Annotated in this window: 21 protein-coding genes; 10 read left to right on the top strand and 11 right to left on the bottom strand. The window is 46.2% G+C overall.

Annotated features, from left to right (window positions below; all coding sequences use genetic code 11):
* Positions 1 to 18 precede the first annotated feature (18 nt).
* Positions 19 to 840, bottom strand: coding sequence for an SDR family NAD(P)-dependent oxidoreductase (locus LEPBO_RS0116875; protein ID WP_017288737.1), 822 nt, complete (start codon positions 838 to 840; stop codon positions 19 to 21).
* 276 nt (positions 841 to 1,116) lie between these two features.
* Here LEPBO_RS0116875 and crtW point away from each other — a divergent pair, with 276 nt between their 5' ends.
* On the top strand, positions 1,117 to 1,881 hold the full coding sequence (crtW, locus tag LEPBO_RS0116870) for a beta-carotene ketolase CrtW (RefSeq protein ID WP_017288736.1): 765 nt from the start codon (positions 1,117 to 1,119) through the stop codon (positions 1,879 to 1,881).
* A 30-nt stretch (positions 1,882 to 1,911) separates the two neighbouring features.
* A complete protein-coding gene (locus LEPBO_RS0116865) occupies positions 1,912 to 2,745 on the top strand; it encodes a class I SAM-dependent methyltransferase (RefSeq protein ID WP_017288735.1) in 834 nt (277 codons plus the stop codon).
* A 24-nt stretch (positions 2,746 to 2,769) separates the two neighbouring features.
* Here LEPBO_RS0116865 and LEPBO_RS0116860 read toward each other — a convergent pair whose 3' ends face one another.
* The 3 genes from LEPBO_RS0116860 to LEPBO_RS0116850 form a co-directional block, all read right to left on the bottom strand.
* A complete protein-coding gene (locus LEPBO_RS0116860) occupies positions 2,770 to 3,132 on the bottom strand; it encodes a hypothetical protein (RefSeq protein ID WP_017288734.1) in 363 nt (120 codons plus the stop codon).
* A gap of 100 nt (positions 3,133 to 3,232) precedes the next feature.
* A complete protein-coding gene (locus LEPBO_RS0116855; RefSeq protein ID WP_017288733.1) occupies positions 3,233 to 4,927 on the bottom strand; it encodes a hypothetical protein in 1,695 nt (564 codons plus the stop codon).
* Positions 4,928 to 4,973: 46 nt separating this feature from the next.
* On the bottom strand, positions 4,974 to 7,820 hold the full coding sequence (locus LEPBO_RS0116850) for a glycerol-3-phosphate acyltransferase (RefSeq protein WP_017288732.1): 2,847 nt from the start codon (positions 7,818 to 7,820) through the stop codon (positions 4,974 to 4,976).
* A 124-nt stretch (positions 7,821 to 7,944) separates the two neighbouring features.
* Here LEPBO_RS0116850 and LEPBO_RS37355 point away from each other — a divergent pair, with 124 nt between their 5' ends.
* From LEPBO_RS37355 to LEPBO_RS0116835, 3 genes are all read left to right on the top strand, one after another.
* On the top strand, positions 7,945 to 9,642 hold the full coding sequence (locus tag LEPBO_RS37355) for an iron uptake porin (RefSeq protein WP_017288731.1): 1,698 nt from the start codon (positions 7,945 to 7,947) through the stop codon (positions 9,640 to 9,642).
* 11 nt (positions 9,643 to 9,653) lie between these two features.
* Positions 9,654 to 10,547, top strand: a complete 894-nt coding sequence (locus LEPBO_RS37350) for a hypothetical protein (protein ID WP_017288730.1) — start codon at positions 9,654 to 9,656, stop codon at positions 10,545 to 10,547.
* 112 nt (positions 10,548 to 10,659) lie between these two features.
* A complete protein-coding gene (locus tag LEPBO_RS0116835) occupies positions 10,660 to 11,970 on the top strand; it encodes a cytochrome P450 (RefSeq protein WP_017288729.1) in 1,311 nt (436 codons plus the stop codon).
* 164 nt (positions 11,971 to 12,134) lie between these two features.
* Here the strand turns inward: LEPBO_RS0116835 and psb30 are convergent, their stop codons facing one another.
* Positions 12,135 to 12,263, bottom strand: coding sequence for a photosystem II reaction center protein Ycf12/Psb30 (psb30, locus tag LEPBO_RS0116830; RefSeq protein WP_017288728.1), 129 nt, complete (start codon positions 12,261 to 12,263; stop codon positions 12,135 to 12,137).
* 184 nt (positions 12,264 to 12,447) lie between these two features.
* Between psb30 and LEPBO_RS0116825 the strand changes: the two genes are divergently transcribed.
* From LEPBO_RS0116825 to LEPBO_RS0116810, 4 genes are all read left to right on the top strand, one after another.
* Complete coding sequence (locus LEPBO_RS0116825) at positions 12,448 to 13,152, top strand: response regulator transcription factor (protein ID WP_017288727.1); 705 nt, start codon at positions 12,448 to 12,450, stop codon at positions 13,150 to 13,152.
* Complete coding sequence (locus LEPBO_RS0116820; RefSeq protein WP_017288726.1) at positions 13,149 to 14,315, top strand: sensor histidine kinase; 1,167 nt, start codon at positions 13,149 to 13,151, stop codon at positions 14,313 to 14,315. Before LEPBO_RS0116825 ends, LEPBO_RS0116820 begins: the two co-directional genes overlap by 4 nt.
* Positions 14,316 to 14,521: 206 nt before the next feature.
* Positions 14,522 to 15,310 (top strand): alpha/beta fold hydrolase, encoded by a 789-nt coding sequence (locus LEPBO_RS0116815; protein WP_017288724.1) that lies wholly within the window; start codon positions 14,522 to 14,524, stop codon positions 15,308 to 15,310.
* 99 nt (positions 15,311 to 15,409) lie between these two features.
* Complete coding sequence (locus tag LEPBO_RS0116810) at positions 15,410 to 16,105, top strand: hypothetical protein (RefSeq protein WP_017288723.1); 696 nt, start codon at positions 15,410 to 15,412, stop codon at positions 16,103 to 16,105.
* A 129-nt stretch (positions 16,106 to 16,234) separates the two neighbouring features.
* Here the strand turns inward: LEPBO_RS0116810 and LEPBO_RS0116805 are convergent, their stop codons facing one another.
* From LEPBO_RS0116805 to LEPBO_RS0116785, 5 genes are all read right to left on the bottom strand, one after another.
* A complete protein-coding gene (locus tag LEPBO_RS0116805; RefSeq protein WP_017288722.1) occupies positions 16,235 to 17,200 on the bottom strand; it encodes a glutathione S-transferase family protein in 966 nt (321 codons plus the stop codon).
* A 387-nt stretch (positions 17,201 to 17,587) separates the two neighbouring features.
* Positions 17,588 to 17,896, bottom strand: a complete 309-nt coding sequence (locus tag LEPBO_RS0116800) for a hypothetical protein (RefSeq protein ID WP_017288721.1) — start codon at positions 17,894 to 17,896, stop codon at positions 17,588 to 17,590.
* Positions 17,897 to 18,060: 164 nt separating this feature from the next.
* A complete protein-coding gene (locus LEPBO_RS0116795) occupies positions 18,061 to 18,321 on the bottom strand; it encodes a hypothetical protein (protein ID WP_017288720.1) in 261 nt (86 codons plus the stop codon).
* A 244-nt stretch (positions 18,322 to 18,565) separates the two neighbouring features.
* Entirely contained in the window at positions 18,566 to 18,892 is a 327-nt protein-coding gene (locus LEPBO_RS37345) for an NfeD family protein (RefSeq protein ID WP_017288719.1), read from the bottom strand.
* A gap of 230 nt (positions 18,893 to 19,122) precedes the next feature.
* On the bottom strand, positions 19,123 to 19,641 hold the full coding sequence (locus tag LEPBO_RS0116785) for a DUF6658 family protein (protein WP_026148706.1): 519 nt from the start codon (positions 19,639 to 19,641) through the stop codon (positions 19,123 to 19,125).
* 169 nt (positions 19,642 to 19,810) lie between these two features.
* On the opposite strand from LEPBO_RS0116785, the gene LEPBO_RS0116780 reads away from it, so the two are divergent.
* Positions 19,811 to 20,698: a putative bifunctional lysylphosphatidylglycerol flippase/synthetase gene (locus LEPBO_RS0116780; protein WP_017288717.1), complete on the top strand. Its 888-nt coding sequence runs from the start codon at positions 19,811 to 19,813 to the stop codon at positions 20,696 to 20,698.
* On the opposite strand, the gene LEPBO_RS0116775 is transcribed toward LEPBO_RS0116780, so the two are convergent.
* Positions 20,689 to 22,086 carry a hypothetical protein gene (locus LEPBO_RS0116775; RefSeq protein WP_017288716.1) on the bottom strand — a complete coding sequence of 466 codons (1,398 nt, stop codon included), beginning with the start codon at positions 22,084 to 22,086 and terminating at the stop codon, positions 20,689 to 20,691. The genes LEPBO_RS0116780 and LEPBO_RS0116775 overlap by 10 nt on opposite strands.
* Positions 22,087 to 22,317: the final 231 nt, after the last annotated feature.

The following is a 22,317-nucleotide window of genomic DNA, read 5'->3' as shown; positions in this document are numbered from 1 at the left end:
CTTGCTCAGGATTGTTCTTTAGTAATCTTTGTCACTGTTCTTAAAGGTTCGCCGCATCGCCCATTGTAAAAAGCCTGGGAACAAGCGGCTTGAGAGCAGTGACATATTTGCAGAACCGACCATGACATCCGTTTTCCGATGTTTGACCGCTGTCCAAATCGCCTTTGCTACGTCTTCTGGCTTCTCAACCACAGGAACACTCAAAACCTGCTCTAACTGCTTACGGCGTGCGATCGCATCTTCCTCATCCTTGCCGCGAAAAATCGCTCGCTCCATCAGATCACTTTTGATCAGACTCGGATAAATGCCACAGACAGTAATCCCTTTCGGCGAAAGCTCAGACTGTAAACTCTGAGTCAGCCCAGTCACGGCAAATTTACTCGTCGAATAAGGCACAAGATAGGGAATAGGAACCTTCCCACCCACGGATGCAACATTCACAATCATGCCGCGACCTTGAGCCAGCATGTGCGGCAGTAGAGCTTGAATTGTGTGAATATACCCCCAAAGATTTGTATCAATCACTGTATGCCAATCTTCTAGTGAGAAACTATCGGCTGGACCTGAACTATACACACCCGCATTGTTGACGAGGACATCGATCGTGCCGTACTGCGCGATCGACTGATCAATGAGCTTCTGAACTTGTTCTGGATTGCGAGTATCAGTTGGAATCGCAGTAACGCTCTGACCAATCGCCTTGACTTCTTCAGCCGCTGCGTTTAAGCGATCGACATTTCGAGCAGCCATAATTACGCTGTAGCCATTTCGAGCAAACTGAAGGGCAGTTGCTTTACCAATGCCTTGAGATGCGCCAGTAATCAGAACAGTAGAAGCCATAAACCTTAAACATGAGAACTATTTTTAGTGTGATGGGAATGGGTACAAATACGTCCCACTTTTGTCAGATCTGAGGATTTTGCAATCAATGTACCGTCTTTACGACAGAGACAAGGTTCGCCCCATAGGGAGATAGCGTTATCCAAGGCAATTTATAAACTCGACTCAGAAATTGAGAAGCAGAAAGCGTTTTCGATCGCATTCCTCAATCTCAATAATGAATGTTAAAGTTTGTAAAGATGGTTTTTCAACCTCGATCTTTCCTGGAGTTTTCTTGTGGTTTCCTTCCGTTCAGCGCCAACTCAATTGGGTCAAGATTCTAAAATTCAAATCGATCGAGGTGTATGGGTTGCACTCACGATTTTAGGAATTTGGGCAGTGAGCTTGTTCACACTGCTCAGTATTGATATTACACAATTATCAATCCCATTTAGAATTGCAGGGCTTTTACTACAAACATTTCTATACACTGGGCTATTTATTACCGCACACGATGCGATGCATGGCGCTGTTTCGCCGAGTAATCGTAAACTCAATGACTTGATTGGCTCAATTGCATTGCGCGCCTATGCTTTATTTTCATTGAAATCAATGATCAAAACGCATTGGGAGCATCATGCACATCCAGCTTCTGATCTCGATCCAGACTTTCACAACGGCAAGAATAAAAGCCTTTTAGGATGGTATTCCTACTTCATGGTGCGCTATTGGAGTTGGACGCGAATTATCTCTTTGATTGCCATCTTTCACATTGTGCATCGACTCTTTCACGTTCCTGAAGCGAATTTAACTTGGTTTTGGGTCGTGCCTTCGATTCTCAGCTCCGTTCAATTGTTCTTCTTTGGGACATTTCTACCGCATCGTGAGCCAGCAGGCGGCTATCAAAACGAAAATCGTGCGACCAGTACTCGCTGGTCACCCTTCTGGTCATTTATTAGCTGCTACCACTTTGGCTATCATTTAGAACATCATGAACGCCCTGATCTCGCTTGGTGGCAACTTCCTGAATTACATCAACGCAAACTTCAAGAAGAAGGCTAAGCTTGAGAATGACGATTGCGGAATGATGTTATGGCAGATTGGGTCAAGCTTCTCAATGAGTATTCAAACAAGGATTTAGAACAGCGGAAGATTTGGTATTCTCCGGTTGTGGAAGCCTACGATCGCGGAAGACCGAGCTATCCTGAAATGCTCATTCAGCGATCGATTGAACTTGCCAATCTTGCCCCCGACTCGAAAATTCTTGAAGTGGGCTGTGGTTCGGGGACGGCAACGGTTGATTTTGCCAAGTTAGGCTATGCGATCGATGCGGTCGAACCCAATCCAGAATTCTGCCGAGTGGCTCAACGAAATTTTGCCGAGTTTCCGCAGGTCAAGCTTTATCCTCAATCTTTTGAGGAGTGGCAAGTTCAGCCGGAAACCTATCAGATTGTGCTGGCTGCTAATGCGTGGCACTGGATTGCATCGGATATTAAGTATGTGAAAGCAGCAAAAACATTGCGGGCTGGAGGTTCTCTAGTGTTGCTTTGGAATATGTCGCTTGAACCGAACTATGAAATTTATCAAATCCTGAATGAAGTCTATCAGGCTCATGCACCTGCGATCGCACCTGCGTATGAAGGGCGAGATAAGCAAGTTGAAATCTTGAGCGGATTAGGGAAACTCGTGAGTGATTCCGGATTATTTGAGGCTCCCGTCACAGAATTGATGCCTTGCGAAAGAACCTATGAGGTTGATCGCTATCTCGATCTTTTGAGTAGCTATTCACCCTACGTTTCTTTAGATCCACAGGTCAAAGAAGCTTTATTGTCAGGATTGAGAACGACGATCGAGGAAAAACTAAACGGTGAAATTCTACTGTCTAACTTAGCAGCAGTTCAAGTTGCGCGGAAAATTGAGGGTTAGTACTTTCTCTCGCTCTCGTTTGTATCATCTCGGAAGCGTCCATGAGAAGAATAGGGTCACTCCAGCAATATTGAAAAGTAAAGTGAGTACTGCCCCAATGATGATGCCTTTAATTGTTGCGTAGCGTCGATCGAGCAGCAAAACAAAAATGACTGGAATCACATAAAACATCTGGGAAATCCCAATCCCAATCACCATAAAGGCAAGCGATGTATACCCATTCAGCAAGATAAACAGCGCTTGAGTGTCTGAGCGACTTGGCACGATCGTGATGAGAGCATAAATCAATAAGCCGATCGCAACTGCGATGACGAAGGCAATCCCATGCAATGCAATCAGTAACAGAATCCCTCGCAAGATTTTCTGCCATTCATTCGATCCACTCATATTGGTCTACCTAGACTAATCTCTACTCTCTGTCTCAATCCACACGAAACAACCCGCCTTAAGGCAAGCTGTCAACCACTGTAGCAAACTGTACCAAGCATCACCCTTCGGCAGCAGTCTTGATACAAGCTGCATCTAGAAGCATAAGTTGAGGTGTATTAAAAACCGAGCAATGAGTAAGCTTTGTGAGTGCCGGAATTTTTCCTTGCTGGAGATTCGTTAATGCGATCGTAAACTCAGGCTCGAAACTGCTCAACCAAGTCGAATTCGTGAGATACAAAGGCGTAAATGCGGGTTGATCCAGCAACCAAAGTTTAATCTGATATTTGTCGATCGTTTGTTTTGCGGCTCTAAGATCTGAACTATACTGCGCTTGCATCACGTCTAAAATACGTTGGCGAATTGGGCGATAGTATCCTAAATGAAACGGAAGCGAGTGTTCTTTACTAAATAAAACAGAGCGTTGAGCAAGAGTCGAAATATTATTGGCTTCATCAGATAGTGTTGCGACTAAAGTATCTTTCGGCTGAGTTTTTAAGAATTGATAGAGGGATGGATCTTTTATCACCCGAACATTGATCCTGGGAAAATCCTGGGAAACTTGTGGATAAGTGAAGAATACGAGCATTGTCATGGTCATCAATGTCAGCCTCGTTCCTAAAGTTATCCAGCGGCGTTGTGCTACGAGAGTTTTGCAGCCTCGCAGTAGAGTATCCAGCAGAATCGTGAGTACAATTCCAGCCGCGATCGCTAAGACAATCCGGAACGTGTGAGTCGTATATCGCGTTGGGAAGAACAGTCTTAGTAACAATAAATGAGCCGCAGCAAATAAGCCTAAAGAAACCCAAATCATTTTCGGGAGAATTGCGATTCGGTGATTGATCTGCTGGACTAGCGGAAATCGTACCGGATATCGCATCAAAATCGGCAGCAACACACCAAGCCAAATCAAGGGTGGCATCAACGGTGGAATGATTCCACTATGTTCACCAATCAGCCAGAATGCCCAGGGATTCGGATTAAAAAAGGGATGTCTTCCACCAGGATGAAGTTCTGGCATTGTCCAAGCTTGATCACGCGTGATCACAGGAGCGAATTGGCTCGAAGCGAGTCCATATGGAAGCAGCGCGATCGCGGTAAAACCAACACAGATGCCAACAAATTTTAATTGATTGAAATTTAGTCTTCTTGTATTCCCATCCCAAAGCGTGCAGCATAAAAGCGCGATCGTGATAAACACTAAAGGCGGATAAATCAATGCTTGTAGAACTAGAACGATCAGAATACCAAGCCGCTGATGACGAAGTAGATAGTATAGAAAGGCTAGAAATAACGGCGTTACGAAAGCTCTAGGAGTAGCAGAACCTAAATCATCTCTAGACCATACGCTTTGATTGAGAAGTAGCGTTGTAATAAATCCGGTGATCGGAAACGGAAACAGCCTTAAGCAGAGTGCAAAGCTGTAAAAAGTTGTGATCAGTCCTAGACCGACAGGCAGAACTTTGCTGACCCAAAGCGGCTGTACTCCGAGGATTGCCATTCCATGATAGAAAGCAGCATATCCTGGCGGAGTAATCGATTTGAAATATTGTGCAATCAAATCATTGGGTAAAAGAGTGGGGTCGAGAAATCGCTGCATCCAGAACACATATTCTCTAGCATCGTCTTGCACCACATATTCAGCTTGAAATGATTTCTGAAGTGCGAGACTACCATAGTAAAGAGCAAAGCCAAGACTTAACCCGAACCAAAGCCTGCTTGAAGTTCGATCGCTTGCTGTTGTTGGCTTGGCCATCAGAAATTGATGTGTTCTAGAGATTAGCGTTTTTATCACAACCTTGTTAGCCCTCGTCTAAGATCTCAACAATTCCGAGCTGTCCGTCGATCCGAACTTTTTGCCCATCTCGCAAAATTTCAGTGGCATGTTGAACGTCCATGACGGCTGGAATTCGATATTCTCGTGCCACGATCGCGCCATGAGAGAGCCGTCCTCCGACTTCTGCAATCAGTCCTCCGACTCGTGCCAAAACAGGCATCCAGCCGGAATCTGTGTAAGGAACGACGAGAATGGTGTCGCGATCGACGGTGCCTAATCCATTGAGCGATCGCATGACTCGAATTGTTCCCGCCACCTGTCCCGCGCTTGCTCCGATGCCTTGCAGCCGATTAGAAGCTTGCCAAGTGGGAAGAGCAGGAGTTGGGGGATCGTCTCCGTAGACTAATTGCGGAATCGGAGAAAGTTGGCGATCGTGATCAAACTGGGCGCGACGATGTTGAATAAGTTCTGAAAACTGTGAGGTTTTACCCTGCCGAATCTCCGCATACGTTAGAAAAAAGATATCGCCCGGCTGATGGAGAATGCCGGAAGCAAGCCACTGTTGTTCGATCGCAAGAAAGCGCCAGCGGAGTTCAGCGAGGAATCGACTATAAATTTCGGTAACTTTTCCTTTTAAAGCAATGCGACGCTGTACGCCTTGATGTTTAATCTTTGGCGAAGTCGGTTCGGGAGTTGGATTTAAGCAGAATTGCCGAAATAAATCTCGAATCGGTTCAGGTTGCTCTCGCCACGTCGGAATCGCAATGTCTGTCCCAACTTCGCTGAGATAGCCGTAGCGATCGAGAATCTGATCAAACTGATGCAAAATCGCTTGCCCTTGAGCCGTTTTTTCAAGTTGAGTAAAGACATCTTCGGAGTTTTCTAACAGCGATCGAGCAGAGCTAGCAAGATTCGACAAGGCTCTCATCGCAGCAACTTCTGGAGTATCCTGATTATCGACCTCGTCATCTTGGACTCGAAACATTGCTTTTCTCAAAGCAGCACTTAAGGGAGCGAGGATGCTGTAGTAAGTTGCACGTTCTAGTAACTCAAGAATTTGCTGAATTTGCTCTGTTAGTTCCTCGATCGACAATTCAGACAGTTCTGCATACCTCGGCTCCAAAGCTGCTAGAAAGCGCGGCTCATCTCTCGCGAAATCCTGCTCTAATCTCATTTCTCGCTTGAGTAATCGCATGAGTCCAGGCGAATTTGCCATCGTCGATTGTAAAGGAGGACGACTAAACTTCGCACCTCTAGTCAGAAATTCCAAGCTCTCAGCAGGCAGCCCCATGCGTCTAAAAATCTGCCCGAGTAATGTCGCATTAAAATAAGCATGAGAATAATGCAGCGTAGCCGTTTCCTCAAAGTTCAGACCTTGAGCGCGTGTTCCCAGTACGATCGTAAAGATCTTCCCCCAAACTCCACAAGTCAACGGTCGATTAATTGACCAAGTTAGCGGTCGAATCGCGCCTGGAATCACTTCTGCGGCAATCTTTCTCGTCCAAATTGGAGCTAATGTTGTAATCGATCGAGCTTGGAGTAACCAGAGCTTTTCTCCGTCATAGCTCCACTCGATATCTTGCGGCACGCCATGAAAATATTCTTCTAAATGTCGAGCTAAGTAAGCAACTTGCTGAATCAATCTGTTCGGAACTGTCCCTTGTCCCGACACTTCTAGCATCTGCTCTTTTGGTAAAGCCCAATCTTGACCCACTTCGCGAACATTCACAATGTAGCTCTCTGGAGTCACCTGTCCTGACACAACTTGATCAGCATTTCCAGGCAAAGCTTCAATCAAAACTGCATCGCCTTGCCTCGAAATCGGATCGCGACTAAACGCTACTCCCGAAAACACACCTCGAATCTGATTCTGAACGAGCACAATCATCGAAGCATCTGGAATGGCGCGATCGCGTCGATACTGAACTGCTGATTCTTGCTCATACGAGTCTAAACAGCGCATAATCGCAGGCAACAGTAACTCTCGATGGGTCACATTTGCAATCGATCCGTACTGCCCCGCTGCCGACGCTGATTCTGAATCTTCTCCGATCGCAGAGGATCGAACAATCAAGGGCTGCTCTCGACTCGGCCGCATCGCCTGAATCAACGGCTGCGGATCATCTCCTGGCAAAAGCACCCAACCCTCCGGCACAGGATAACCCGATCGCTTTAACTCGGAGAGCGTTGCTGCCTTTTGTCCAACTTTGTCTGCTTTTAACGCTTGATCGAGCGAAATCAGCGATCGATCTTCGCGAAGAAATTGAAACATTGCTTTTGATCCTCTCTGTGCCGTATCAGATCTGAGATCCAAATCATCTGGAATCTGGTTATAGATCCACCACAAAAACGCTGCCAGTCCCACTGACCCCACAATCAGCGGTGTTTCCTGTGGATGTCTCAATACGGTAATCAGCGGAAACAAAATCAAAACCCCAAATTTTCCCGCTTGCCGCTCCCGCAAAATCGTAAATCCAATTCCCCCAATCAGAAACACCAGAAACGAGGTGAGTGGATCATGAACGACATATCCCCAAACTACATTGGTCGTCCCCGCTCCTTTTCCAATGAAGTATCGCCCATAAACCAGCGCAATCAGGGAAAAAATTTCCCACTCTGGACGATCTGGAAAGAACGATCGCGCGAGTAAAACCGCCGCAATGCCCTTCAATGCCTCCGAGAGCACCGCCAGCACCCCAACCCATTTACCCCCGTGATAAAACGCCGCCGAGACGCTCACATTCCCCGTTCCAAGCTGCTGCAACCGCTTCCCGGTCAGACGGGTCGTTATCCACCGAATCAATGGCAATCCGCCCAGAATCGGACAGAGTCCGAAAATCAGCAGAGCGCCCCAAACATGCATCAAGGTCATAGCGCGATCGAACCAGAACTTCTCTCTGAAAGTCTACCGAATTCACTCTGCACCGAGAAAGTAAGTGCGTTTTTATACAAGATATTGGGTATAAGGGGGGAGCCGCACTCAGATTCAACCCCCGATGTCTGAACTCGATACGATCGCTCATCCCCCGAAAACGCCACCGTCTTTTGTGGTGGCGCGCAAAACGATTCAAAAAACGAAATCTACTGGTTTGCCAGCCAAAGCAAAAGTTGCTCATCCAGAAGCAATTCGATCGCCAGAGTTTAGCAAACTGCCTAGCTCAGACAGTGGTGAACTGCCTAGCTCAGACAGAATGGAGCAAGTGACTTCTGTTTCGCAACTCTCCGACGTTCGCCCAACCGATTGGGCATTTCAGGCACTTCAAACTCTAGTCGAACGCTACGGTTGTATTGCAGGCTATCCGGATCAAACCTTTCGCGGCGATCGTGCTTTGACTCGATCTGAATTTGCAGCCGGACTGAATGCTTGTCTCGATCGTATTCAAGACCTAATTGCTTCCCAAACGACTAACATCATCACCCGTCAAGACTTAGAAATTGCTCAAAAGCTGCAAATAGAATTCGCAACAGACTTAGCTGCACTCAAAGGGCGCATCGATCGCTTAGAAGCTCGAACTACAACGATCGAAAAACAGCAATTTTCCACGACAACGCGATTGTTCGGACAAGCGATCGCTTCAGTTCAAACAAGCAATCGAGCCAATATTGATCTCTTTCCCAGAGATGGTGTTCCAGAACGCCAAGGCAAGCTGCAAACAACGCTTGCTAGCAATCTTCAACTCTCGCTCGCCACTTCATTCACAGGTAGAGATTTACTACTGACAACCTTACAAACCGGAAATTTGCGATCGTCTGCCCCAAATTTATTAACGAATATGGGACGCTTATCCTATGAGTCTGAGCAAGACAATCAACTTGTAGTCAGCGATCTCTCTTACCGTTTCCCAGTGAGTAAAAACTTCGGTGTTTTAGTCGGCGCATCTGGAGTAACTCCCTCGAATACGTTTCGCGGGATCAATCCACTCGAAGGCTCTGGAGAAGGAGCACTTTCTCTGCTTGGACAGCGCAATCCGATTTTAGCGATCGGCAATGGCACAGGCGGCATCGGCTTCGATTGGCAAATTAATCGGCGCGTGAGTTTGCAAGGCGTTTACAGCGCGGAAATTCCTGGATTTCCTGGAAATGCGGATGTCGGTGGATTGATTGGCGGTCGATATGCAGCAGGGGCACAATTGACGATCGCGCCGACTCGCAACATCGATCTCGGCATTCATTACCTATTCTCTCGCAGCCCAGATGGCTTTTTGGGCACAGGAATCGGGGATTCTCAACTCCTTTCACCGTTTGCCCCAACCCGCACAGCTTTTACGACTCATGCCGTCGGCGCGACTTTAGCATGGCGGGTGAATCGGAAATTCACGATCGGCGGTTGGGGCGGTTGGACATCTTCTAGAGCGCTCAGCGTTGTGGGTTCAGTACAGACGACAAATTGGATGGTCTTTTCTGCCTTGCCGGATCTGTTTGTGCCGGGAAATCTCGGTGGCATCCTCTTCGGACAACCGCCTAAAATTACGAGCAGCAATCTACCCGAAGAGTACAACTTTCCTCGATTTAGCGATACAGGGAGCAAAGGCGGTCAGCCAGACACAGCCTTACATTTAGAACTGTTCTACCGAGCTAGAGTCAATCCAGCCTTGGAGGTGACACCTGGCGTAATTGTTATTTTCAACCCCAATCACAACAAAGCAAATGATCCAGTTGTCGTCGGGGCAGTTCGGGCAACTTTTAGATTCTAGGAACAATGACCATGCTCTCGAAATTCTGGGTTACTTTTTCACTTGCGATCGCGGCTCTTAGCTGTCATAGTACGATTGCGTCTGCTCAAATCACCATCCGCAGTACTGGCGTAGTGACTGGAACAGTCGTGCCTCCGAGTCAAAATCCAAATTTCAACCAAGGCACAACCAGAGTCACGACAGATAGCCAAGGTCGCTATTTCCGAAATGGGCAATTGGTCTATTCTGCACAGGACTTTGATCCAAATTTAGTCCAAGTCGATAGTCAAGGACGCTACTTTGTAGACTTCCGAGGAATTCCAATCGTTTCAACCGATGGCACACTCACTTCTCCGGTGCTTTCAAACGGTCAACTCCAACCCATTCGCCGTAATCACAACGCCCCAACTCGCTTCCACGGCACAATTCAAGACGAATTAGTCGTACGAGGAAGATACGAAGGTATTGCCACCGATCCGAATACGGGATTGCAATATCAAGGAGTCTTCGATATCACTGGACAAGGTCCGCGTTACAGCGATCGCAATGGCGGCACAAGCCCGACCGTTTTCGATTTTCGATCGCACTACAATTTTTCCGCTAATCCACAAATTCCTCCACGTCCGACTGTTTCATCTTTCCAAATCACTGCGATGCCAGTTCAACTGCGCGTCATCATTCCCGCAGGCTTAGCTCCACTCAGCACAACTCCCACTCCAATTACAAATCCAACGAGCAATCCGATTAGCAATCCGACTAGCAATCCGATTTCAACGCCGAGTGCATCCTCTACGATCGACAGTGCCCCGAGCTTTGGAGGTATGCTTAGCAATAACCCATTGCAAGACGTTAGCCGCGTTATCCTCGAAGGTTCAAAAAATTCTGATGTTCAGATTGGTCCAAGAAGCCGGATTTTACTTCGCTGATTTTTCGTAAGTTTTAGAGGGTGTTTTAAGCCACGGAATGGACGATCGTGAACTTACTTTTGGCAACATAGAGATTAAACTCTAAGAGTTGACATTTACCATCCCTAGCAGCATGTCCAGTTCCCTCCCTTTGCCTCCCGGTTCTTCAGGATTACCCGTTATCGGTGAAACATTCGGTTTTCTGAACGATCCTGACTTTTCTACTAAACGACACAAACAGTTTGGCAACGTTTTTAGAACCAATCTCTTTGGTCGATCGACGATTGTTCTATCAGGAGTCGATGCAGTTCGCTTTGTGCTGCTCAACGAGAATCAATACTTTGTTATCAGTTGGCCCCCCAGCGTAAAGACATTACTAGGATCTGCCTCAGTCCCGGTTCAGCAAGGGAGCCTTCATCAACAGCGCCGTAAGCTATTAGTTCAAGCGTTTCAGCCAAGAGCACTAGCTAGCTATATTCCGACAATGACGAGCATCACCCAAAACTATCTCGATCGTTGGGCGCAGAAAGAGACGATCCGTTGGTATCCAGAACTGCGGAATTACACACTCGACATTGCCTGTCAGCTCATTGTGGGTATTTCATCTGGTTCGCAAACTCGGTTTGGAGAATTGTTTGAGATCTGGGTAAAAGGGTTATTTTCTGTGCCTCTGAAGTTGCCAGGAACTAAGTTTAGTCAAGCCTTAACAAGCCGTCAGTTGTTGCTAGATGAGATTGAACGCGTTGTCAAAGCTCGCCAATCGCAAGAAAACATAGAATCAGATTCGCTCAGTCTTTTACTCAATGCGAAAGACGAAGAGGGAAATCGCTTGAGTATTGATGAACTCAAAGATCAAGTATTGACCTTATTGTTTGCGGGACATGAAACCTTGACTTCAGCGATCGCGTCTTTCTGTCTGTTGATGGCGCAACATCCAGCGATCTTAGAGCGGCTTCGAGCCGAACAATCGCAGTTTAAGAACGACGACTTACTCACACTCGAAGACTTAAAGCAGATGGACTTTCTCGATCAAGTCTTGAAAGAAGTGCTGCGAGTCGTATCTCCTGTAGGTGGAGGATTTCGAGAAGTCATTCAAGAGTGTGAGTTTGACGGCTATAAGATTCCTAAAGGCTCACAAGTCCTATACGAGATTGGTCAAACCCATCAAGATAGTACCCTTTATCCGAATCCGAAACAGTTTGATCCAGAGCGCTTCAATCCAGAGCAAAAGCTTGAGCCTTTTAGTCACGTGCCCTTTGGTGGTGGAATCCGCGAGTGTTTGGGGAAAGAGTTTGCCCGATTAGAAATGAGAATTTTTGCAGCGCTACTCGTTCGCAATTATGAATGGGAGTTAGTCCCTGGACAGAATCTTGACTTGCAAATGATTCCAACACCGCAACCGAAAGATGGACTCCAAGTGAAGTTCCGACGAAAAGCTAGCTAGTTTGCTGCCTGCACTCTAGGAGAAGCAATTTGAAGAGAGCCAGAATTTAATCTGTTCATCGACAAATACGACATGAAAAAGCTCGATCATCGAAACGATCGAGCTATGGAGCTACTCTCTCTTAAACCTGAAAAAACTTTTTGATGTCACCTTGAGGAATCGACTTACAGATCTCCACCCCGGAGCGCTAGCAAGAAGATCACCACTGGCCCAGCCAGCATAATCATGGCAATCAATGCCAATTGAACGATTCCTGTAAGGTTAATATCGTTCAGAAAGCTCAAAAACTCCATCTGTCCCCCCAACAAGCCTTTAATATAGGAAAGTCACAAAGCTGCAATACGAGCTATTTTATCGGTACGCGCTCCCCAATCTTAAAGAACTTTACAAAACTCAATAAAAATCCGAAGGCAGCATCACGAAAATTCATTGCTAAACTCAAGGCAAGTCTTTTCGTCCCTTTTTTGCCCGGTTGATATGGAAATTCTGATTGTCGAAGACGAAGCTGAAATTGCTCAACTGATCCAACTTTATTTGGAAAAAGAGGGGTTTTCCTGTCGCACCTGCCGCGACGGACTCAGCGCGTTACAAATCTTCCAAGAACAAAAACCTGATCTGATCATCCTAGATTTGATGATCCCTGGATTAGATGGATTGGAGGTCTGTGCGCGGGTTCGTCAGAAACCGGGTACAAAAGATCCCTTTATCCTAATGTTGACCGCAAAGGGTGAAGAAATCGATCGCATTATCGGACTGTCCACAGGCGCAGACGATTACATGGTCAAACCCTTTAGTCCGAAAGAACTGGTCGCGCGAGTGCGGGCATTATTGCGGCGAACCATGCGCCAAGGTGGACAATCTCAGGTCTATCGCACCCAAAATTTTGTTTTAGATGTGGATCAGCGATCGGCATCTCGTCAGATCAATGATCAAGCCGAACCGCTTGATCTAACAACGCTCGAATTTGATTTACTCTCTACGTTTATGAGCTATCCCGGTCGAGTCTGGAACCGGACGCAACTGATCGACAAGCTTTGGGGCAGTAACTTCTTCGGAGATGAACGCGTCGTCGATACCCATGTCGCAAGATTGAGAAAGAAAATCGAACCGGACCCTGCAAATCCGACCTTTGTCAAAACGGTGATCGGAGTCGGCTACAAGTTTGAGGACACTACCCCATGACAAAGCCCAATCTCCGCACCCGTCTATTTTTGTCGCACATGATCGTCATGGTTGTGGGGCTAAGCACCTTAATAACCGTGGGTAAAGTTTACACGCCCCGATTGTTTGTGCTGCATTTAGAACAATTGCAGGGCAGTGGCTTTAACGTGATTCGCGTCAAGCGACAACTGGTCGATGGATTCGAGTCGGCTTGGAGTCGAGGTGCGTTTTGGTCAGTGGTGGTGGGAGGAACGACAGCGATCGGATTAAGTTACTGGGTGTCAAAGCGCATTATGCAGCCTTTGATTCAAATGGAGCAGATTACCCAACGCTTTGCCGCCGGACACTTACAAGAACGAGTTCCAGAGAATGAAATTCCAGAGCTGAACCGACTGGCAGATAGCTTCAATCGGATGGCACACGATCTCGAAGGCGTTGAACAACGCAGACGAGATTTAGTCGGGGACTTGACGCATGAATTACGGACACCCTTAACCGTCATTGAAGGCTATTTAGAAGGATTGGCAGATGGCACGATCGAGCCTTCTTCGGATATCTATCAACGTCTTGCCAAAGAAACGGTACGATTACGGCGATTAGTCAATGATCTGCAAGAACTGTCCAAAGCAGAAGCAGGCTATTTACCAATTCAGCTTCAACCTGTGCAAATTCGACCGCTCTTAGTGGCGATCGTGCAAAAATTTTCTGACCAACTGCTCGAAGAGAGTCCAACGTTAAAAGTAGATTGTCCAGACACGCTTCCTCAAGCTTTAGCTGATCCCGAACGGGTCGAACAAGTGCTGATCAATTTGGTCGGAAATGCGCTCCGCTACACGCCCGAAGGCAGCATTACGCTACGCGCCTGGGCAGAACAAGAGCGAGTCTGGATTGCAGTGGAAGATACAGGCAAAGGCATTGCTGCGGAAGATTTGCCCCATGTATTTGAGCGATTTTGGCGATCGGATCGCTCGCGCGATCGCCATTCAGGCGGAACAGGCATTGGACTTGCGATTTCTCGACGACTGGTCGAATTACAAAAAGGCACGATCGAGGCTGAAAGCGAAGTCGGTCAAGGCAGTACGTTCCGATTCTCGTTACCGATTTTAGTGGAGCGACCCAAACTTTTGTCTTCGTTGCGCGATCGCGAATCTCCCGAATCGGCTTATCCCAAATCCAAACTCTAACAATTCAAAATTCGCTGTCATGTCTTCGACATGAGCTTGTCAAACTGGATAACTACAATGACAAGGTTATCAATTCCGCATCGTTTTGTTATGCTTCCTGTAGCTCTTGTCGTGTTGATCATTGGAGCAATCACCTTAGGTGGGCTTGCCTCAATGCGTTACTTGTTCCCTCAGAGCCATCGCTCCTACTCGAATCGCAAACCTTAATGGCTACACCTGCTAGTTTAGATGGCACTCTCATTCGCTTCAATAAAGTAGCGCTGAAAGTCGCTCATTCACCTGGCAAATCTCCTGCGATCGTGTTTATTCACGGAGGCTTAGGCAGTCGGACAAATTGGTGTTTACAGTGGGATTATTTTCAAGCGCTAGGGCAAGAAATGCTTGCTTATGATCTCGCTGGACATGGTGAGTCTGGACGCTACCGACGCTACTCAGTGGGGAGACACCAGCGGGATCTCAATCGTTTGCTGCATCACTTCAAAATTCATCAGCCGATTCTATGCTGCCATAGTTATGGGGTTCCCATTGGTTTAGAGTGGGCGAAGCGGCATCACGCTAGAGCGCTGATCGCCATCGGCGGCGGAACGCATAATCTTACACCTTGGTGGGAAATTCCGGTGATTAAATTTTTTGCGCTGGGCGGACATCATCTCTATCGCTGGCAGTTTGTCCAAGCCTTATTGCAATCGATTTCAAATGAGCAGCTCGCAGAGTTTTACAGCCGCAATTCGATTCCGACGGATGCTCATCCTTTTGAAGCGATCGAGGGCTTTTGGGGCTATGACGCTCAGCACCATCCGATTTCTTGCCCAGTTACCGTGATTACAGGTGGCGATGATCCCATGTTTCCGCCCGCGATGGGTCATGAATGGTTAGCGAATCTTTTACATGTTCAATCTGAGCACAGCTCTCATATTACCGTTCCCAACGTTGGACATTTGGTGATGGCAGAAGCTCCAGAGGTAGTTCAGAATGCTATTACCAAATGGCTCTAACTTTAGCTCTAACTTTCTGCAACAAATACGACACAAAGATTAATCGATCTCCGCCTGAGTCTCTTTTAATGTTGAGATAGGAACTTAGGGGTTGAGACTATGGCAACGCAACGACGATCGCAAAAAAACATCACCTCAAATCACAAAACCCTCACCATTGAAGCAGAAACTGTACAGCCCGAAAATCAAGACTCAGAGAAGACTGAGGTTCATGAATTAAAGGCTGCTTTAGAACAAGCCCAGCAAACCGAAAAATCATTACAAGAGTCGATCACCCAATTAAAAGCGCAAGTCGAAGATCATGATGCGATCGTCAAACAGTTAGAACAAACCCAGCAAACCGAAAAATCATTACAAGAGTCGATCACCCAATTAAAAGCGCAAGTTGAAGATCACGATGCGATCGTCAAACATCTCCAAGCAAATGTCGAAGAAGCTCAACATACTGCTTTGAAGCTTGCAGAATCGAATCAAACTTTGATTGAAGAGAACAAGCAACTGAGAACCAGTGCTGGGAAAATCGATCATCTGCAATCTGAACTCGAAAAAGCGCAACAAGCAGCTTTGAAGCTTGCAGAATCGAATCAAGCCCTAATTGCTGAAAACAAAACCTTGCAAGAAAATCAAGCCACTGAGCAGAAATCTGCATTAGCAACCGCTCAGGCTGAAGCAGATCTGAGAAGCCATCAGGACATTTTGAAAAAACGCCAAGCTGTAACGCTTGCCCATCCAGTTTTCCCAAATAATTTTGCACCCGTGAAGAGTTCAGATCCTGATGTCGGCTGGTTTGATTAAGTCATTTCGATAAGTCCACTCCAGTTCACTCACTCCGATTCTATTCCACCCCGAATTCCAGTTCGGGGCGGATGCACAATGCAGCGAGTCGATGCAGCGAGCTTAGAGAGCAATTCTCCAAACCGTTCTCTAACTGAACCGATCGCGATCGTGTTTTTCATCAAAATCGATCTGTGGACCAATTGGCACAATCCGATTCGGATTAATCTGAGTCTGACTCATGTAGTAATGGCGTTTAATGTGGTCTAGATTGCAAGTCGGCTGAATCTGTGGATGTTGGTACAGTTCTTTGAGATAGTTCCACAGATTTGGATAGTCCAAAATTCGACGCAAATTACACTTAAAATGACCGTGATAAACCGAATCAAACCGCAACAATGTGGAGAACATGCAGATATCTGCTTCTGTTAAGCGATCGCCACACAGATATCTTTGCTTTGCTAATACAGCCTCCCAGTAGTCCAAATTCTGGAAAAGCTCGGTCACTGCTTCTTCATACGCTTCTTGCGTGGTGGCAAATCCCGCTCGATATACACCATTGTTAACTGGCATGTAGATTTTATCGATCGTGTCATCGATCTGCTGTTGGAGATCCTGTGGATAAAGATCATTCGTTCGCGTTGCAAATTCTGCAAATTCTGTATCGAACATGCGAATAATTTCGCGAGATTCATTATTGACGATCGTACTTTTCTCTTTATCCCACAGCACCGGAACTGTAACTCGCCCCGTATACTTTGCATCCGCTTTGACATAGATCTCTTGCAGATATTCAGCCTGATTGACCGAATCCGGAATCGCCCCCGGATTTTCAGAGAAATACCAGCCTTTCTCACTTAACACTGCATCAACAATTGAAAGCCCAATGACTGCCTCTAATCCTTTGAGCGATCGCATCATTAACGTGCGATGTGCCCAAGGACAAGCTAGCGACACATAAAGATGATAGCGCCCTGAGGCGGCTGGAAATCCGCTAGAACCATCAGCCGTAATGCGATCGCGAAACTTCGTTGGCGATCGGTTGAATTTTCCGCTTTGATCTCGTTCATTCCAATTGGTCGTCCACTTTCCATCGACCATCATTCCCAATGCCATACTTAACCCCTACTGTTTTTCAACAAGTACTGTTTCCTTATCACTAGAATGTATGACAGTTTCTAAGTCCGGCATCTCTTGCCAACAATGTGTACAGAACCAATACACCTTGCCTTGACGAACATGACGAAGAAGCTTTTCTGAGCAGCAAGGACATAGAGGCATAGCGTTAACCTTATTTTTGAATAGAGACAAATTAAATTACGAGGCTAATGTCTCCCCACTATCAGTCATAACAATAAAGGTTTCATTCAACATCTGCCATAGGGAACTTACCCGTTGAGTAAGGAGATCTCCGGTTTTTCTTGTTAATTTTATTGATCATTTGGTTGAGAAGCAGACTCAATTTGTAGCGTATTTAACCAAGCAATTCTTGTTAGAAGAACACTAAAGTTTTAATGACTCCGTGATTAATTCCATCGAGAACTGTAGCCAGTTTTGAGAGACTTCATCCTGACATTGTGCTTTTGCTGGCAAACTGAGCCAGGTTGCAAACAAAATCTGACTCATTGCGATCGCAATCCATATCCAAAATCGATTCTGCTTAGTGACCTGAGTTGCAGCAAAATTTGGTGACGATCGCACTTTCCGCCGCTGCTTCGACCACCTCGAAAACCAGAGCATACTCGTAATTCTGATTCCTGTTTGATCCACACCTCGCCGACTGAGATAGTCATCTGATGAAATCCGCTCCATAATCCCCTTGATCCTCCAGGTACACACTAAACCTCAGAACGATCACTCCTCTCCACACAGGACAGTTCAAAACTTCGTTGAAAAGTTTGAGCACAATCTACGCCAGTTTGAAGAAGAGGAATCACCGTCCTGAGTTTTTCAATGGGGATAGGAACATCTCAGCTTTAAGGAATGACGATTTCTTTGACAACGCGATCGTCTTCGACCACACCCAAACTCCGACCTTTCTTCTTCTCTTCGCGTGCAATCCCGTACAATGCCAATCCTGTTCTGAGTACCTCCGCCATGTTCTTGCCTGACTCATCCGAAAGCGATTGCAATAAGTCGTAAGCTTCCGGAGACAAATCTAGATTTAATCTCTTTCTGAGTTTGGTGGTGGCAGATTTTTTTGAAGTTGAATCTGTCACAGGAGAATTCTCCACCATTGTTATCTAATCCTCTACGAGCAACTACGCGATTCCGCAAGCCATTTCATCATAAGTATTGAAGCAAAAGCTGCACCCCGATGGAATCTGCTTTGAATACACTTTTGCTCACTCATACTATCTCCATTATCCACACCTTTCTGGTTTTGAACATGGGTCTTGTTATGAACAATTGATATGTAATTATTCTGTGAATTTTATACTTAACCTTGCCCACGATCGACTTCTCGTAGGCAGGGTTCTTCTACGCAGCGATTTCTCCTCGTTTCTTAGGTCGCAATGCACGGACTTGCGCAGTAGCGAGCGGTTCAACGACTAAGATCAGTTCCACCCGATCGACAACACGAACGCTAGCTCCGGGTAGCAATACAACGTTGTCTAGACACAAAGCCGTCCACCAACTGCCCCGAAATTCGACCTGCCCAAGTTGTCCAGGTCGTAATTTCTCACAGACTTGGGCAATTTGTCCTAATTCATAAACTTTCTCTGCAATCTCGAAATCAGGTTGATGATAGGCATCCGCGATCGAAAAGAAAGATTTCCAGAATTGCAACCCGCTTACACATTTCATGACTGCCTCCAGTTGTGGATTTGAGGTTAGATTCAATAACACTCACTCACTTCGCAGAGAATAATCTTTCGCTGCACCACGCTGAATCTAAGTAAAATTCAAGTAAATAAGCCACTTGAATTCAGCTTTTATTGGATTATATATTGTGTATTTTTTGTGTGTCAAGACTTCAAAAAAACGCCCGGCTGATCCGAGCGTCATCATATTATGAGGTTAATTTGAGGCTGAAATTATTTGACCGTGTCCTTTGCTGCGTCGATGGCATCTTGAGCCTTATCGCTCAGAGTTTTCGTGGTTCGCTTTGACTGATAAGCAGCATCATCTGCGGCATCTTTCACATTGTCTTTGATGTTTTGAGTTCCTCGACCGACTGCATTTTTCGCAGTTTCTGTAACGCGATTGACCCGTTCTCCCATCGTGTCACCCAATTCGTCAGAGGTCTTCTCTAGTGCGTTGCCATAACGCGCATCCACATTGCGCTTTGCATTATCTACCAAAGACTTCGCTTTTTCTGAAGGAATTTGTCCTGGTGGCGTGTCATCGTAATTGTTCATGCCGCCTTTGTAAGGCTGGGTTTGATTCACAGGATGCGGATCATTGTCTAAAGAAGTCGATGTCGATAAAGAAGGCATTTTAGCTTGAGCCGCACCACTACAAGCGGTGTTCAGTAACAACATGACTCCAGCAAGGAATGCGATCGTGATTTCTTTTAATCGAAGTGCTTTGACAACCGATGCGATTTTGCTCATAAAAATCTCCATTGAATTTAGAAATTGTGCATATCGAGACACCTAGACGATATAGAACCGCATGATTTCGTGCCCTCTAGCGCAAGTTGCATCTCAGGTTTCAAATTTCAGCATTTCTTTCTGTCCCTAGAACGATTACGCTGAGTAAGCGTTGCTGAGGCTTTGGATTGTGAATCGCAAGCAGTTAAAACCTTTTTTGCGCGGGCTGATTTTGGCTGCCGTGCTGTTTTTCCTGCTGAAAACGTTGGCAAATCATTGGCGCGAGGTTGCTCAAATCCGAATTGATGCGGCTGGAATTGCTTGTTTAACGATCGCACTCGGAATCACCCTTTTCGCTCATATCTTTGCAGGCTACGTCTGGGCATGGATTCTGAAACTTCTGTCTTATCGCGTTTCTGGCGCTTGGGGTGCAAAGACCTACCTGACAACGAATCTAGCGAAATACCTGCCTGGAAATATTTGGCACTTCTATGGGCGCATTTCCGCCGCTACAAAACTGAAAATTCCTGTGGAAGCGGCAACTTTAAGCATTCTCTTAGAACCGCTCTTGATGGTAATTGCAGGCTGTTTGTTTGTTCTGATTGGATCAGGGTCAATCGCTTGGCTGCAAATTGGCATCGCGATCGCGATCCTGATTGCAATTCACCCGATCTTTCTCAACCCGATTCTTCGACAAATCAGCAAGCTCAAGCCATCAACTTCAATACTGCGACTTGAAAAATATCCGCTTTTGCCATTACTCGGAGAGCTCGGCTTTTTGGGATTGCGATCCATCGGCTTTGTCTTTGCCGTTTTAGCACTGCGTACGGTGAATTGGGGAGATCTACCGCTTCTCGTCACCGCATTTTCATGGGCATGGCTCCTCGGACTGATCACGCCAGGACTCCCAGGAGGCATTGGTGTATTTGAAGCGGTCGCAATTGCATTCCTAAGCCGATCGTTTCCAAGTGGTGAAATTTTAGCGATCGTGGCTCTGTATCGCTTGGTCAATACCCTGGCTGAAACTTTAGGAGCAGGATTGGCATGGATTGACGATCGGCTCTTTCCTCAAGATTGAGAGACTTCTGGAGGTTGAGGGCGAATGATTGGCTTCATCTGCGAGAAAATCCGATAGTGATCCAGCGTCGTCTGAGTTGGAGGAGTTTCTTGCATTTTGACAAGATTGTATTGGACGTTTTCGGCATGAATTGCAAAAGTAACGTTAAAGAATTCCAAGAAGTTGACAACCCAATGGCACTCTTGCTCGGGTAACTGTTCGTAATAGCGAATGAGGGCAGCGATTTGAGCCTCAAGATGCGATCGCGAAGCATTACAAATCAGCACCAGTTTGAGCAAGACAATCACCAAAGTCATCGGGTTACCCTGTGCCAGAAGTAGCACAAACAGCGGCGATGGATCTTTGCGATTTTCAGTCGTCAACGCTTCAATCAGGCGATTACAGGTTCTCAACACCAAAGCATCACTCAGCGCCCTCTGTTCATAATCTGGATAGAGTGCTTCTAATTTCTCAACCAGTCTCGCCTCAAATTCGGCTGCGAACTGACTGTGATGATCGACCGAGAAAATCAGATACTTTTGCAGACTTTGCTTGAATTGTTGATAGTTCAAAGTCTGAATTTGATTAATAAAAATATGCGCTAAATTAGCATAGCTATATTGTCCACGCCTTGCCACGATCGCTTTAATTAACATCAAAACGTTATCGCCTAAAGCAGTCGGATTCTTTGGCATTTTTTCAGCGGATGTTGCAGACTGCGATTTTGCAATATACATCGCTAGATCAAACTTAAATCGGTCTTTGAGCTGACGAGACAGTGCCCGCGCTGCTTCTCGCTGCTCAATCGGATTCTTGGTATCGACATACTGAGGAACCAGTAAATAAGAAGTATATCGACTCACCCATTTCTCTTTGGGCTGTTCCTCGTAGCGTGCAGTAAAAAGTTTTAAATCAGTATAATCTTGGCTATTTCTGAAATCTTCAATCCAAGCTTTGAGACGGTTTGCAGAAGGAGAAATAGATGGGGCTGCGATCGCAATTTCTTGAAACGATCGCACTAATTCTTGAATTGATTTGTACTGTCTGGCTGCATCCCAATTATTAACAAGAATATAGCAAGCCCGTTTCAGCGTATTTTTAAATGCAACTTGATTATTACTGACGACAAGCTGATGCACAGCCTGAGCCGCGCCAGAAGTTGCTGTATCCCCTAGATAGAAAAACAAACGCTTAAATTCCAGCAGCACCTCTTCGGGCGGCCATTGTTTCACAACTTCGAGGAGAAACCGATACAGGGTTTCTTGAGCTTGGTGAATCGATGGCTCAACCCATTCAGTACGCGACGGCTCCAAAGCAGCAACATCGACTTCATCGACGGCAATCTGGGCTTCAGTTTCTGAAGCATTTGATCGCAGATCTTGCGGCTGTTGGTCTGACGTTGTACTCATAATTCATTCCCAGAGAACAAACGAGGGAGTTGACCTAAACCTCATGAAACGAGTTCAGTAATCTTACGGACACTACCACTCTGATTCAGTGTGCCCACTCGCGACTCTCAAACGAACAAGTTAACGTCCTAACCATTCTGTAACGAGTTCAGGCTGGCTCTTTTGAGCAAACACACGGACTGCATGATAATTCACTTTCTCACGCAGTCGATACACCTGCTTGATTGGCAT

Source organism: Leptolyngbya boryana PCC 6306 (genome assembly GCF_000353285.1).
GTDB lineage: Bacteria > Cyanobacteriota > Cyanobacteriia > Leptolyngbyales > Leptolyngbyaceae > Leptolyngbya > Leptolyngbya boryana.
This window is presented reverse-complemented; position numbering and strand designations above follow the sequence as displayed.